The following is a 15977-nucleotide window of genomic DNA, read 5'->3' as shown; positions in this document are numbered from 1 at the left end:
TGTTTCGAATGACTTAAAAGGTGATGGCGACCAGTCGGGAATGCCCATTTACTTAACAGGTTTGAGAATCGCGACATGCCCTCCGCCCATCGCCATAGCGGCAGTGAGCGTATCACCGGCCTTAACAGTTTTCTTAGAAATGGCATATGCCTCGGGATTCTCTTTGCCGTGTGTCTCCGGCGTGTCTTCGTAGAGAGTCACCTCGTAATCCACACCCGCATCGAGGAAATCCAGCGGAATTTCCAAAGTCCTCGCGGCTTCGTTGTTCGCGCTCGCGAGGAACCAGGTATCACCCGAACGGCGTCCCAATGTGAGATATTCCGCCATCTTACTGAGCGGCACGACTGTCTCGTCCCAACTCGCTGGCATCTGCTCAATCGCCTCAAACAGGTCCGCCTTCTTAAGATACTCCTCAGGCGCATCCGGCAAGGTGACGAGTCCACTGTTAATGATAATGCACCGCGCCACTTCGCTGACGACGGTGGTCACGTAGCTATTTAACTTTCTCGGACCCTTAGCGCGTTCTCCGGCGTTGATGCTGTTGATGCCGAAGTTACCATTCGACATATCAATCGGGCCACTAAGACCATTAATCATAGCGGCTTTGAGGAAGCCGGTTGGTGAAAACACGCGCCGGGCATCCTGCTGCCCATGCCCATACTCGCGGGAGATAAAGTTCGGCATAGTGCGTTCCACACCGACCATAGGAGTCGGCCCATCGTGGAAGAAGATCATCAGCTTCGCTTCCGCAGCCTTTTGAATCGCCATGCGGGTGAACCCCGGGTTATTACCACGGAATCCATATTTCATACCCTTCGCACCCAACTTGGCGTAGTAGTCGAAGATCAAATCGTCTCCAAACTTCCCTTTCTTCTGGTCATAATACAGCATGATTCCAACGCCCTTTTCTTCCGCATAGGCCATCACCTTCTCGATATCGACTTCAGGCGAAATCTCCATCTGACCGTTCTCTGCTGAGAGGAACCAGTGGTCATCGATCGTCAGGTATTCGACATTATTCCCTGCGCAGAAGTCGATCTGACGCAAGTAGCTCCTCGTATCGATGCCATACTTGAAATCGCCATTGTCATATTCGTGTATCCGCCAATCCCATAAGCCTTTACCGACCTTGATCCAGGAAGTGTCCTCGAGCTCACAGGGAGCAGCCAGATTATGCGGCACCGTATTGGCTAGAAAGCCGCCGGCTTGGTCAGCCCAAAGGATGACCTTCCAAGGAGTCACAAATGATTCTTCGGCTGCCTTCACCTTAGCTTCGTTGTGAAAGCTTCCATCTGCAAAGGAGAATCTAGCAGACCGAAACAACTCGGCAGAATAAAGATCAGATTCCAACAAAGCGACCCATGGACCTGCATCCATCTCCAGCAGGACTGGAATCGTTGAGAGTTTTCCCGCCTCCTGCTCCGTCAGAGTTTCTGAGCGAAAAGGCCCAGGCGGGTCTTTCGAAGCGCCGGTGCCTCCATACGCATTAAATTCTCCGAAAAGATTGTATTCGATGGTATGCAGAATGGCTTTGCCGGCCAAACCATCCTGACTCGGCACGGAAAAACGCATGCCAAGACCCTCATTGTAAACCTGACACAACAGCTCCACTTGCATACCGGATATATCCAGCTTGAGGGTCATACGGTTGGCATGATCACGAATCTCGCCGAAGGATCCCCAAGTGGGCTCCCAAGTCGAATCGATTTCCTCAGAAACACTGTCAATTAGCGTATAATTCGGACTCTCAACCAAAGACATCGGCGAGGATTCTATAAGCGGCTTCCCGTCCAAGGTAACACTGTAGCTCAACTCATTGTTAGTGCATTCTATTTCAAGCACAGCCAAACCGTCCGGCGACTTCACCTTGTAGGTCTCAGCTTGAACGGGCAGGACCCATACAAGGATGAGTAAGATTAAAATGGATTTAAATTTCATAAATATGTCTAGTTTTCGCGTTTAATATAGTCTTCCTTTAATTAAATAATGGATACGTTATGCTCACCAAATCGCTTTCCCGTTTTTCCAGAGCTTCACTTCCGCTACATCGTTTTTCAGATTTGGGCCGGCCGTGCTACGACCGCGCTCTACATCGGATTGTAGTTCAGTCAACAAACGCTGAACCACTTCAGGATGCGTGGCATGCAAATTATTTCTTTCGCTGGGATCTGCCTCTAGGTCATAGAGTTGGTCGGTGGAATTCCTTTTTGAATCCACCTTGGTCAATAGCAGTTTCCACTTGCCGGAACGATAGGCGAATTCTCCTTGATACGAGTGATGCACGATACCCTTACGAGTCGATTGAATCGGTTTATTAGAGAATGCTGGAAAGAAGCTTACGCTGTCTTCACCTGCTGTATCGGGTAGCTCCACTGCCAATAGATCGGCACAGGTCGCCATCAAATCAGTCAGGCATATCGCTTCATCACTTTGACTCTTAGGCTCAATACCCGCAGGCCAGCGCACAATAAATGGCACGCGGTGACCACCCTCGAAAATGCTCTTTTTCATGCCGCGATACTGCGCGCTGGATAAATGCCCCTGCTTCTTAAGGTCACCCTGTTTAGAGGCTCCCGAAACGCCATTGTCCGCGGTAAAAATAATGATGGTGTTCTCACCGAAACCAGCTGCGTCGACCGCATCAATAATTTTCCCGACCTCGGCGTCCGTCTGCATCACAAAATCTGCAAAGACACTATTCAATCCACTTTTTCCACGCCACGCTTCGGTCGGTAGAATCGGGGTATGCGGCGAAGTCAAAGGGACATAAATAAAGAAGGGTTTATCTTCGGACTGCTCGGAAATGAATTCCACCGTCTTGTCGCAAATTTCACCCAGCGCGGCTTCTTTACTAAAACCGGGAGCGCTCAGAATCCTGCCCCTCATTTCAGAAAGCGCTTCGCCTTTAATAAAATGTCTATTTTCGATATACGCATAGGGCGCCATATCTAATGAGGCGGAGAGCCCCCAATAGTAATCAAAGCCAACATCGACGGGACCATTTTTAATCGCTCCCGTCCAATCAACATTCACCTCTTTGGGCACCCGCCCCACAGTGGGCTTCCCATTCTTCGATGGAATGTCCATGCCGATATGCCACTTCCCGATACACGCGGTGGTGTAGCCCTGCTCTCGCAAGAAGCCCGCAACCGTCAAACGATCTTCTTTGATCAAAGCCGCGTCGAAGCCCCAAGTCACTCCTGCTTGCAAGGTGGATCTCCAATTATAGCGACCCGTGAGAATACTATAACGACTGGGCGTGCAGACCGACGAACTGGTATGTGCATCCGAAAAGACCATCCCATCCGCAGCCAGTTGATCGATATGTGGCGTGGGTATTTTACCGTTTTCAGGATTCAATGCCTGGATGTCCCCGTAACCTAGATCATCGGCGAGGATGTAGACAATGTTTGGCTTGTCAGCGGCCGTAACAAGCGCAGTGACGCCCAACGAGCAGAGCATTATAGCTGCCGTCAACCGGTGTGGAATTTTAATCATGATCAGTTTGCTGTTGGTAGTTTTAAAATTCTAAACAAACAACGGTGCCAATCGGATCAGGCGCAGTCGATGGTAGACTCAATGTAAAAGTCTCTTCTTTTTGAGTAAATCCTAGTGGTGACTGATCTGTATCTGCCAAAAAGTATGCCTTGCTCACAGTGTCATCGATCCCCTGCACCTCGAAGGATTCACCCGGCCAGTTAAAGATGTTCAGGTAAATTTTAGCAGGCTGACCGTCAACTGCCGCGCGGGATGTCGCGAGCCAGTCGAACGCGACCTTTTGATGCTTCGTCTTCTTTGGTTTCCGTTTTTTTCCTTCAACCACGGCCTCCTCCTTCATGCTGCCGTCCGCATTCACTCCGGGGCCGACACTAGTCGCACCGGTCTTACTCAGGGTGCTACCTTGCGTGCCATAAATAGATTCACCGTTCACGCGTAACCAATCACCCACCTGTTTAACAATCTCTACGCCCTCTGCTGGGATCACCCCTTCAGACGTGGGACCGAAGTTGAGTAGAAAGTTACCTCCCTTACTGGCGCACTGTGTCAACATTTTCACGACATCTTGGGGTGTTTTCCAACCAGTGTCTCTGGTATTGTAGCCCCACGATCCATTGAGTGTCATACACGTCTCCCATTGCCATCCAGGAAACGGCTCTGCCGGAATGGTGCGATCACGGTATGAAAGGAAGTCCACACCGATTTCACGTAACTCAGCCAGATGCTCGGGGTAAAGTCCCTCGACCTGATTACCATGATACATCAAACGACTGTTCAGCAATACATCCGGCTTGATCGCTCGAACCTCTTGAATCATCTCCCGAGCAATATCGACGTTCATTCGAATAGGTGTATCAAACCACAGGTGCGAAATATTGCCGATTTCGGTCACTTCCTTCATCTGAGGAATGGAGACCGTCTCGACATACTCGATAAAAGCTTTCGCATCGTTTACCTGAGCAGGATCCCAATAGCCTTTCGACGACATGGAGCCCCCGGGGTGCGTCCAATCCTGCGCTTGCGAGTAGTAGACGCCAAACTTGATCCCTTCCTTCGCACAGGCCTCTGATAATTCCTTAATCACGTCCCGCTTAAACGGCGTCGCATCCACTATATTCCAATCACTGGCCTCCGAATCAAACAGTGCGAAGCCATCATGGTGTTTGCTGGTAATCGTCATATACTTCATGCCCGCCGCCTTCGCGATCGCTACCCATTCATCAGCGTTAAACTTCACGGGGTTAAACTCAGCAGCGAACTTCTTGTATTCCGCGATGGGAATACGCTCCTTGTTCATCACCCATTCACCCCTACCCAGCTCGGAATAGAGCCCCCAATGGATAAACATGCCAAACCTAGCTTCATTGAACCACTCAGCATCGACTGCCGGCACTTGCCATTCTGAACGCTCTTGAGGCTGCGCAATGAGTGTTGAGGCACAGGTTAACGCACTCGCAAACAGTATGGATGGGACTTTTGATGTGTATTTCATAAAAGGGTTTTATATCTCATAGTAGATTTTTGGTTACTTATATTGGTTCTATTTTTTCTTAACGATGCCTTTCTTCCAGAGATCAATTTCAGCATCGTTTTGCTGCGTTTCCCCTGGTGTGCTACGGCCTTGCGCAATATAAGTTTCGAGCAGAGCCAACATCGCTTCCACTCGCTCAGGATTTTCCGCTGCGAGATCCTTGGTTTCCGAAACATCTTTGCCCAAATCATACAATTGATAATCGAGCCCGGTCTTGCTCCGCTTCTGCCCCTCAAGAAGGAGCTTCCAGTCGCCTTTTCGAATCGCAAAACGGCCTGCTTTATCATGATGCACTACATCCTGGCGCGGGCTCGTAATCGGCTTCCCGTAAATCCCGGCAAGAAAACTCATACTATCCTCAGCCGCGTGATCAGGCAGCTCCTGATCAAACATTTCCGCAAAAGTAGCCATCATATCAGACAGGCTGACTAGTTGATTCAATTGAGATGCTGCCTCAACCTGAGCAGGCCAGCTCAGGATAAAGGGCACCCGATGCCCACCTTCATAGAGGCTGGCCTTCCTAGCACGAAAATGAGCTTGAGAGCGATGCCCTTGTTCCTCGGCCTCGCTTGAATTTCCCGAACTGCCATTGTCCGCACTGAAAATCAAAATGGTATTCTCACGCAGTCCGTTACGCTCCAGAGCCTTCATCACATCACCAACTGAACCATCGGTATTCGCGATGAAATCACTGTAATTGCCCAGCCCACCCTTACCTTTCCACTCGGGAGCGGGAACAATCGGTGAGTGTGGTGAACTCTGGGGGAAGTAGATAAAAAAGGGTTTACCTGATTTTGCGTCCGCTGCTTTTGCATCAATATAGCTGGTCAGCTCGTCAGTCAATCGACCCAAAACTTCATCTGTATCGACCTCTTCAATATAGGTGTCATCATCTATCAGACTACTCATGCTTCGCGCATGGTGGAAACCAAAGAAGGTATCAAAGCCCCGCGTGATCGGTCCCTCCTCGACCTTACTTCCAATCGGCACAGGCCCGACGAAACGGCTATCCGTCTTGCGAGGTCGAGGCACATCTTTGAGCTCAGCAGGGACGGTATTTTTAAAACCCAAATGCCATTTACCGAAGATAGCGGTATGATAGCCTTGCTCTTGAAAAAGATGCCCTAAAGTCATCCGATCTTTCGCGATGAGCGGATCCGCATTATCACCCAAGACAAAAGTCTGCAAAGTCGTCCGCCAATTATAGCGTCCCGTGAGCAAGCCATAACGCGAGGGCGTGCAAACAGACGAAGTCGTATGCGCATCCGTGAATACCATGCCCTCCGCCGCCAAACGGTCGAGGTGCGGCGTTGGAATCAAACCATGCTCTGGGTTTAAAGCCTGAATTTCGCCATAGCCCATGTCGTCTGCGAAGATAAAGATGACATTCGGCTTTGCGGTCGTCGCGAAGAGCGAAGAGGTGATGGCTGAAGTCGCCAAGGAAAGCGTGCAGAGGGATTTTATTAGAGTTCTCATTTTGATTAGGGTTAATGATGTCGCTTAGGTATTTAAACCTCAGCAAATGATTTTGATTTTGAAGATTAAAGAGCTTCCACCTCAGTGTAGTAAGCACCTCCGGCGTTTCCTTTTTTGTCATAGAAATATGTGATCAGTTCGGCTTCGCCCACTGGTAGATCCAAGGTGAACACCACCGAATTCGCTCCCTTCGGTATCTCGACCTCCTTGTTTTGACCCGCAATCTCGATCTTAGCGCGGACTGCCTGAATCGCTTCGGGGGCTTCCTCGGGGCGTTGGCGCAAGGTGAACTGATAAGTGCCTGCTTTTTTAACGTCGACCATCCACGGCCCCGTCACCTTGGGTCGCCTCGAAATCGCTCCTTGCGACCAAGGCGGATTCGTTCCCTGCATCACCCAATCTTGTGAATTTAAATGAACGGGATTTTCGTCGGGATTACCCAGATCGATACGAACAATCGTCATGCGCGGTGAGACGGACTTCCACCATGGCAAATACTCCGCGCGCAGCCGCTCCACCACTTCGGGATATTCGGCCGCCACATCCTTTCGTTGCCCGGGATCCTGCTTAATATCAAAGAGTTCCTCACCTTCTATTAATCTCCAACGATCTGCGATCACCGCAGATTTATTCCAAGCCTCAATCGGTTCTTTAAGTCCGACACCTCCATGATATTGAACCACATAAATATCGCGCGGTGAAGTAGCCTTCGGGTCTTTCAAAATCGGAGTCAGCGTGACGCCATCAGGCGCATACGCTTTCGGGAGTTTCAATCCACAGAGATCCGCCAAGGTCGGCAGAATATCCAAATGCGCAGCCAAGCCGGGCACATCCTGCGGCGATGCGAGATCGCCCTTAGGCCAATGAAAGAAAAACGGGATGCGGTGACCGCCATCAAAGATACTCGACTTGCCGCCTTTCATATCGGCGTTGTAAACGCTCCGTCCTTTCGCCGTGCCGTTATCGCTCATGAAAATAAGGATGGTATTCTCCGCTAGGCCCAAGTCCTGCAAATGCTGGCGGAGTAAACCTAGATTATGATCCAGATTTGCAATCATCCCAAAGAATTCTGGCACGGACTTCTCTTCAATATCCCGATAAGGAGCACTCCATTCTTCACCGACAATATAAGGTGAATGCGGTGCGTTCGTCGCAAGGTAGAGAAAAAACGGCGCGTCCTGATGTCGCTCCACAAAATCAGCTGCCTCCGAAAACCAGACGTCCGTGCAATAACCTGCAAACTTCTCTAAACTCCCCTGTTTACTTCCCGCTTTGATTCGCTCGTAAGTGTCGTTGAAATACCTATTGCCCCAGTAATCAGGCCCCTGCCCAACACCCCCCGCTTTATGCCAGAGCACCTCTTGAAAGCCTCGATCCTGCGGACGATGCGGTGCGTTATCGCCCAAATGCCACTTACCGACCAAGCCCGTGGCGTAACCATTCGCTGCAAAAATCTCCGGCATGGTCACCTCATCCGGATGCATCAGTGTGCGCCCGCTACTGGTGCGAAACGCTGCCGTGCGCTCGGGGTAACGCCCCGTCATCACAGCCGCCCGCGTGGGCGTGCAGAATGGACTACTATGAAAATCGGTGAAGCGCAGCGACTCGCTATGCAGCTTGTCCAGATTCGGCGTCTTCAAGATGGGATTGCCATGCGCTCCGATATCACCGTAGCCCTGATCATCTGTAATGATCAAAATGACATTCGGTCGGTCAGCTGCATGTGCACTGATTAAACTCATGAAACAGAGGCCGAGAGAAAGCGTAAGCTTGAGTGGGTTCGTATATAATTTCATTAATTGGGGTTAGGAGGTTTTAAATTTATCAACAAATGCACTTTCATTAATTCGTGTTCACTTCACTCGTTTTGAAGCGTGCTGCTGGATGCTGTTAGCAAATACATCTGCCATCATCTTCTTGCCGATATTATTGTAATGCACCCCATCCCTGCAGTTCTTCTGCTGACCAGCCATAGCGGATTGGATATCGATAAGCGTTATCTCAGGGTCTTCGGCAATCTTCTCGATTATGGGTATGATGTGACGAACCAGATTATCGCGCCGCCCGATCCGTTCGGCCTTCATATGTTCCCGCTTCTCAGCTTCTGGAAAGACAGGCAATGGGGTCGCGACAAATATCTGTGGTCTACTGGGCAGAGCCTGAAACGTATCGATCAACTTCAGGTAGCCCGCCATAAATTCCTCAGCGGCGGAACCTTGAAACGGGGTTTTACGCTCAGGATCATCCCACCATCGAGGATTGGCGTCGTTCGTTCCCAGCATGATAATGACAATGTCAGGATTCGATTGAATCGCCTTCTCATATTCCGGGATTTTATGAAATGGCCGCAGAGTGCCCTCAATGACAGTCGCTGCACCCATACCGCAGTTGATGGTCTTCCAACCCTCTCCCAGTGCTTCCTCCAGCAACGCTGGGTAACCTGCCTTCGTATTACTATCGCCAACACAAGTGATACGGATCACCGATTCCGCATTGACTGATTGCGCAGCTAATAGAATTAGCGACACCGCTGCGATGATGAGTCTTCTAATTTTCATAGAGGGCAGTTCTATTTCTTAAAATCGGACCGATTCATCCAAGTAAGTTCCTTCCAGTAACCGGTATCATTCGGCTGAACGGCTCCAGGCGTTGTCCGGCCATTCAAGACCATGGCGGTGATCTGCTTTTGCAGTTGCGCCACCTTCTCAGGATGTTGCGCGGCGACGTTTTTAGTTTCTGCGCGATCGGAAGCTAAATCATATAATTCGGCAGCTCCCTTCTTACTGGCTGGCAGAATCAGTTTCCAGTTGCCATCCGTGATCGCATAACGCCCGTCTATTTCACCACGGTTGATGAGAGGCAGTCGATCAAAGTCTGCTGTCGCATCGGTCAGCACAGGGGCGAAGCTCTGGCTATCTTCTCCCGCACCATCCGGCAACGTGCCGCCCACGATCTCGGCGAAAGTCGCCAAGAGATCCGTCTGCCCGACGAGGCCATGCCACTCGCGCCCTGCTTGCTCGATACCTACGGGCCAGCGCACCAAGAAAGGCACCCGATGCCCGCCTTCATACGGTGAACGTTTGCCGCCCTGGAAACCGCCTCGGCTATCATGACCGGTCTCTTTAAGGCGTTTTGGCCATGATTTCTCGGGACCATTATCGCTGGTGTAAACGATCAGAGTATTTTCATCCAGCCCTTCGGCCTTAAGAAACTCGAGAATCCGACCGACATGATAATCTGTCTCAATGACAAACTCTCCATAAGGACCCGCTTCACCCTGCCCATGGAATTCCGGCAAAGGACAAACCGGGTAATGCGGTGAAGTGTAGGGCAAATACAGAAAGAAGGGTTTACCCAATTTCGCATCTGCAGCCTTAGTCGCCATCCACTCGATGGATTTATCGGTAAAACGCGTCAGGCACTGGTTATCAATAAAGTCGGATGCAATTTCCATCCCTTTGCCACTGTCAGCATACGGCGGCATGATCCGGTAATCCACATAACGCGGGTTTCTCTTTTTACTCGTCCGCATCATCGGCGGCACCTTGGCGTAGCGTCCTTCAAACCAAGCCAACACCCCAAAATTCAACGAGGCGGGGATACCGTAGAAATAATCAAAGCCCTTGTCCAAAGGCATATCCTTTACAGGTTGCGTCCAATCACGATTTCTAGACGTGCCTGGGAAATCCATTCCCAAATGCCACTTCCCCACCATAGCCGTATGATAGCCGTTCTCCTTCAACAAAGACGCCAAAGTCATGCGACCATCAAGTATCATACACTTAGCCTCAGCACCTAAAACTCCAGACTTACGACCCGTGCGCCAAGGATAGCGCCCGGTCAGTAAACCATAACGAGACGGTGTGCAGACTGTATCGGGACTATGCCCATTGGTGAATGCGATGCCTTCATGCACCAGACGATCCAAATTCGGTGTCTGAAACTTTGCGTCCGGATTCAGCGCACTGACGTCACCGTAACCCTGATCATCGGTGTAAATGACTATAATATTCGGTCGGTTCGCAGCATACGTAGTGGCCAAACTAACAAAGCAAAGGCCTAGAGTAAGCGTAAGTTTTAGGGGATTTATAGATAGTTTCATCAATGCGGGGCAAGAGGCATTCTATACATTATTCCAGTGGATCAATCCAAAGTCAGGCAGAGCACTGTGTTCAACTCATCAACTGGCTTCGCTGGTAGCATGATCGTCACCGTTTCGCCATTTTGCTCAAACTGGACAGGGGCCTTAGCTGGATCTGCTAGAAAGTAAGCACCCGTCACCTTGTCTGCATCAAAACCATGCAGCACCATTGGCTCGGTCGGCCACTGGAAGAAGTGCAGGTAAAGCTTCCCATCACGGCCTGTAGCGAGCCAGGCGTAATCCTTTTGCTTGTGACCTTTCTTCGCTTTGCCCGCACCCGTCGCCAATGCTTCGGCATCAAGCGCCGCTTGCTCGGCAGCTGTGATATTTTTAAATTCCCCCTGTCCTTCAAAGATCGTTCCGCGCGCGCCGTAGATGGCTTCGCCATTGACTTTCAACCAATCACCAGCGGCTTCCAGGCTCTCGATGGCAGGCGCAGGAATTTCGCCTTCTGCAGTTGGCCCGACATTCAACAAGAACGCCCCACCCTTGCTCACGACTTCAACGAGTTGCATGACGACCGCTTTAGGCGATTTCCAGTTATGGTCTGACGCTCGGTAACCCCAAGCACCGTTCAAGGTCATACAGGTCTCCCAATATTCCCAAGGGCTGTGCGGCGGAATCGTGCGATCGCGGTAGGAAAGGAAGTCGACGCCAATATCCGTAAGCTCAGTGAGTTGCTCGGGCTTGAGGCCTTCAACCTGATTACCGTGATACATCAAACGGCTATTAATGATTGTATCTGGATCAATCTCGCGCACGACCGCCTCAAACTCACGGGCAAGCTCTACGTTGGTCGAGTGCGGCGTATCAAACCAGATATGTGTCGGGTCATATTGCATGATCTCGCGCAACTGTGGAAGACCCTTGGTGTCGATGTAATTCCGAAAATCTCCACGCTGCGCAGGAAGATCCCATTTACGTCCGGCACCACCTGGGAATTCCCAATCCTGAGTCTGCGAGTAATAGAACCCAAGTTTGATGTCCGCCTTATCGCAGGCTTCTTTCAGTTCCTGCAAGACGTCGCGCTTGAATGGCGTGTAATCGACGATATTGTAGTCGCTAACATCCGAATCAAACATCGCGAAACCGTCGTGGTGCTTGCTGGTAATGGTGATGTATTTCATCCCAGCGTTTTTAGCGACCGCCACCCACGCATCCGCGTCAAATTTTGTCGGGTTAAACTTCGCAGCCATTTCCTTGTATTCTACAACCGGAATCGTGCTGCGAGCCATCACCCACTCGCCATTAGCCAAAGTTGAATAGACGCCCCAGTGGATAAACAGACCGTATTTAGCCTCATCAAGCCAAGCCGCCCGCCCAGTGCTCTTATCTTCGGTCGGCTCCGGGATGACGTGTGCGAAGGCGCTTACGTTAAAGAGCATGTGAGCCGTGAGGGCACACAAGAGGAGTGGATGTTTCTTGAAATTCATTATACTTAAAAGGCGATTAGAGCGACTGACATTCATCGTATTATTATTAATGATACACTTAATCCAGCGCCCTGCATGTCACTTATTCACGTGATTAGAGTCTTACTTGATTAAAAAAGCCCGTCTCCCAAATCGAGAGCCGGACTTTGAAATGTCGATTTAAAGATAAAGCTAACGCAATCTATATTAAATAGAATAACTAGCTCTGGCGGCGACGCGCCACGACGAGCGCAAGACCCGTTAAACCTGCAAGCAAAGCGTAAGCGCTAGGCTCGGGAATGGCAGTAAGTGTAACGGACTGAAGTGTCTTTGGGCCTTGGTCGTCTTGTCCGTAAGCGACGAAGCGGTAAGACTTAGTCAAGTCGAACCCGCCAACGATGGTTCCAGTCGCTTCTTCTACCCCACCGATAGAGTAACTCCAAGCACCACCCGTGCCGATTGTGATTGAAACAGCCGTTGATGCATTCGCGACAAATTGTGCATTATCGCCCGATACGTCGAGAGACATAACTGTGGAGCTATCTGTAAAATTAAAGCCGCGACTAGGACCAGTGATGTTAACACCCAAGCTGTAAACACTCGTAATGGAACCAAATGGATCGTCACTACTATCACCAGCATCGCCATAGGATGAAAAGTCTGTCTCGCTACTGACAATACCGAAAGAGAAATAATTTCCGCCACTATCGTTTAGTGAACCAATAGTGTAATCGACATCCAACTGGAAACCACCCGAAGATTGAAATGCATTTGAGGCATACAAAATACCATTGCGAGAGTAACGACCATTGGTAGACGAGAACGCAGCCTCGCCGGAAGCTTCAGACCATGTGCCAAAAGAGATCGTGCGATTGACTGCTCCACCTCCAGTCCCTGCATTCACAGCTAAATCGCCGTCGCCAAAAGTATCCTGGTAAACAATGGTGGAAGCCTGCGCGGCTCCTGCCATCAGCAGAGATGCGATCAGTGTAGATAGTGTTTTTTTAGTTTTCATGATGGGTCATTCTAAGGGTTCTGTTTATGCAAGTAGATAGGTCATTTTTCCTTCAAAATTCAGACAACATTGTATAGGAATTTAAAAAATCCGAAAACCCCCTGTTTTCTGGGGGTTTCGCAAGTGAACGATTGACCGCCACACACTAGTTGCGAACCATGGGATGACGTTCTAAACGATTCCGATGAAGCGACTTCAAACTATAGCTATTTCCCTTCTACTGGCAGGCATACTCACTGCTACGGCGAATACAGGAGAACCGGGAATCCGGCTGGACGAATTATCTCTGACAGAATTGGAGCAAAGGCTGATCGACATTGACGCCGAACTCGAACAACTTTCCAGCTACACCTTACGAAGTGGCGCGGGTGCGGTGGGATACCGCTCAGGATCACACGAAGAGCCCAGTGCAGCGGAATGGATTCGCATCGAGCTGGGAGAGGCGATCACCGTCGATCAAATCGTCCTGGTGCCGACACTGTATCGCGATCCGGATACCGGCCTCCGCTCGGAAGGTTTCCCCTCCGCATTTCGTATTATTGCCGGAACCAGTGATACAAGCAATGTCGTGGCGACTTTCTCCGCTGAAGACGAATTGCTGCCACGTATTGCCCCATTGGCTGTATCTTTTAAACCCATCACAGCCTCATGGATTCGCATCGAAGCCACCGCTTTGACACGCTACATAAGCAGCAGGAAATATTTACTCCAACTCTCTGAGATCCTCGTTTTCAGCGGGATGGAAAATGTGGCACTGCACAAACCCGTCATCACGCCAAAGCCCACAAAAGCTCCCAACGGACCTCGGCACGAGCGAAATCTGACGGATGGAGCTACCCCTTTTTTAATGGATGCTCCCCAAGGACCCTTTAGCCAAACATCGCTAATTAAAGTCAATGGCTTAGAGTCGACTCCCAACTTGTTGATCGATCTAAAAAAACCGCAGCTGGTAAATCAACTCAACCTACACGCAGCAAACTTGGCCCTCTCCATACCGATCACGCGGTTAGACAGTTGGGGCGTGCCACGCCATGTTCGCGCTACAGGGGGCACCCGCTCCGACTTCTCAGACCAAGCGTCCCTGTTCGAATATCAACAGCAATCGATTTTCGATTTCGGCCCCATCATCATGCAGCGTTTCCCCGAAAAACTATGCCGCTATATTCGGATCGAGATTGTGGATCATCACCCCGTCGTCTCATGGCAAGATAATCGGGCTGAAATTGCCTTTGCGGAAATCGAAGTCTTGTCCAACGGAACAAATAGTGCACTAGGCTCGACCGTCAGCATCAGCCCCGGCTTAGTTGCTTCAAACAGCGCCCTTTACCGCTTAACGGATGGACTGAACTACTACGGACAAATCCTACCCATGCGTGAATGGATGAATCAACTAGCCCGGCGGCATGATCTTGAAAAGATGCGTCCGTTAGTAGCCGCAGAGCTGACACTCCGTTATGATCTCCAAAAGACCAACCTGCGACGCATGCAATGGCTCGCCGCCCTACTCGCTGCAGGCACCATCATCATCATACTGATCGAACGAGGGAGGCGACAACGCGCCATCAGTCAAACTCGCGAAAGAATCGCCGCAAACCTACACGACGAACTCGGCGCAAACCTACATGCAATCGGACTTTTCGGCGATCTAGCGAAACAGGAAGTCAACGAGACGGATCAAAGCGGCAGGTGGGATCAACTGGTGCACTATGTGGAAGAAATCCGCACACTCACCACCCATGCGGGGAAAACCGCTAAATACTGCACAAACATGCTGGAAGCCAAGGGGCTCCACACCAACCTCGTCGTAGAAATCAAGAGGACGGCAGAACTACTCAGCAACGATCTGGATCATGAGCTCTCGTTTGAGAACGAAGAGCTACTGCAAAGCCTCCCAGCCCGCAAACGAATCGACCTCGCTCTTTTCTACAAAGAATGCATCACTAACATCATTCGCCACGCCAACGCCACCCACGCAAAAACCACCGTAGTCGCCAGCAAAAAAGAAACCTGCCTAAGCGTAAGCGATAACGGACAAGGCGTCGAAACCTCTCCCGCCTCACTCAAACGTCGCGCTCGGCTGCTCAAAGCAAAATTAACCGTCGAACCCCCCGCCGACGGCGGAACCACAATCACCCTGCGACTACGCCACCGCTCGCGCTCCCTATAACTTCAACTGTCTATGAAAAATCCAATCAACATCATCCTAGTAGAAGACAACGCCGCCTACCGAAGTGGTATTGCCTCTGCTTTGGCGCGAAGAACCGACATGAGGCTTACTCGTGAATTCGGTGCAGCCGAATTCGCAATTCGTAGTCTGCAGAACGTAGAAAGCCAGAGCCCTCCTGACATCATTTTACTCGACCTCAACCTCCCTGGCATGTCCGGCCTCGATTCGGTTCCTGAGTTTATACAACACGCGCCTAAAGCAAAAATCATCATCCTCACCCAATCGAATAAAGAAGCAGATGTCTTGCGCGCCATTCGATCGGGCGCATCGGGTTACCTGCTAAAATCCACCACCATCGAACAACTCATTAACGGCATTCAAAGCGTGCATGATGGTGGAGCCACGCTGGATCCTAGTCTAGCTAAGTTCATTTTAGAAAAATTGAGCCAAGCACTTCCCAAAATTGCAATTGAGACCGGCCTCTCTAAACGAGAATATGAAATCTTGAAACTGATCGCAGACGGACTCGCCCAAAAACAGATCGCAGCCGAACTGAAAATCAGCATCCACACCGTCACCGAATACATTCATAATATCTACGAAAAGCTCGACGTCCCCAACGCACCTGCTGCTGTCGCTAAAGCTTATAAGACTGGGCTACTTGGTGGAGATGAATAGACTTGGTCGGTGCTAAGCGTCTCCGATTTGAATCCTCCGTAGTCAAACGAGTGATGGAG

Annotated in this window: 11 protein-coding genes; 2 read left to right on the top strand and 9 right to left on the bottom strand. The window is 50.4% G+C overall.

Features of this window, described 5'->3' with window-relative positions; genetic code table 11:
- Window positions 1-48 precede the first annotated feature (48 nt).
- The 9 genes from GZZ87_RS18120 to GZZ87_RS18080 form a co-directional block, all read right to left on the bottom strand.
- Window positions 49-1938: a glycoside hydrolase family 97 protein gene (locus GZZ87_RS18120; protein WP_162025939.1), complete on the bottom strand. Its 1890-nt coding sequence runs from the start codon at window positions 1936-1938 to the stop codon at window positions 49-51.
- Between the two features lie 63 nt (window positions 1939-2001).
- Entirely contained in the window at window positions 2002-3498 is a 1497-nt protein-coding gene (locus tag GZZ87_RS18115; protein ID WP_244648070.1) for a sulfatase-like hydrolase/transferase, read from the bottom strand.
- A 22-nt stretch (window positions 3499-3520) separates the two neighbouring features.
- On the bottom strand, window positions 3521-4990 hold the full coding sequence (locus GZZ87_RS18110; RefSeq protein ID WP_162025940.1) for an alpha-L-fucosidase: 1470 nt from the start codon (window positions 4988-4990) through the stop codon (window positions 3521-3523).
- A 48-nt stretch (window positions 4991-5038) separates the two neighbouring features.
- On the bottom strand, window positions 5039-6505 hold the full coding sequence (locus GZZ87_RS18105; protein WP_162025941.1) for an arylsulfatase: 1467 nt from the start codon (window positions 6503-6505) through the stop codon (window positions 5039-5041).
- A gap of 65 nt (window positions 6506-6570) precedes the next feature.
- Entirely contained in the window at window positions 6571-8301 is a 1731-nt protein-coding gene (locus GZZ87_RS18100; RefSeq protein ID WP_162025942.1) for an arylsulfatase, read from the bottom strand.
- A gap of 57 nt (window positions 8302-8358) precedes the next feature.
- Entirely contained in the window at window positions 8359-9063 is a 705-nt protein-coding gene (locus GZZ87_RS18095; protein ID WP_162025943.1) for a GDSL-type esterase/lipase family protein, read from the bottom strand.
- A gap of 11 nt (window positions 9064-9074) precedes the next feature.
- Window positions 9075-10547 (bottom strand): arylsulfatase, encoded by a 1473-nt coding sequence (locus tag GZZ87_RS18090; protein WP_348534082.1) that lies wholly within the window; start codon window positions 10545-10547, stop codon window positions 9075-9077.
- A gap of 101 nt (window positions 10548-10648) precedes the next feature.
- Window positions 10649-12079 (bottom strand): alpha-L-fucosidase, encoded by a 1431-nt coding sequence (locus GZZ87_RS18085; protein WP_162025945.1) that lies wholly within the window; start codon window positions 12077-12079, stop codon window positions 10649-10651.
- 199 nt (window positions 12080-12278) lie between these two features.
- Window positions 12279-13073 carry a PEP-CTERM sorting domain-containing protein gene (locus tag GZZ87_RS18080; protein WP_162025946.1) on the bottom strand — a complete coding sequence of 265 codons (795 nt, stop codon included), beginning with the start codon at window positions 13071-13073 and terminating at the stop codon, window positions 12279-12281.
- A 184-nt stretch (window positions 13074-13257) separates the two neighbouring features.
- Here GZZ87_RS18080 and GZZ87_RS18075 point away from each other — a divergent pair, with 184 nt between their 5' ends.
- Entirely contained in the window at window positions 13258-15240 is a 1983-nt protein-coding gene (locus GZZ87_RS18075; protein ID WP_162025947.1) for an ATP-binding protein, read from the top strand.
- Between the two features lie 12 nt (window positions 15241-15252).
- Entirely contained in the window at window positions 15253-15918 is a 666-nt protein-coding gene (locus GZZ87_RS18070; RefSeq protein WP_162025948.1) for a response regulator transcription factor, read from the top strand.
- The last annotated feature ends 59 nt before the right edge of the window (window positions 15919-15977 follow it).

Origin of the sequence: Lentimonas sp. CC4, assembly GCF_902728235.1 — a bacterium.
Classification (GTDB): domain Bacteria; phylum Verrucomicrobiota; class Verrucomicrobiia; order Opitutales; family Coraliomargaritaceae; genus Lentimonas.
The sequence above is the reverse complement of the archived record's forward strand: the minus strand, read 5'-3'. Positions and strand labels throughout refer to the sequence as shown.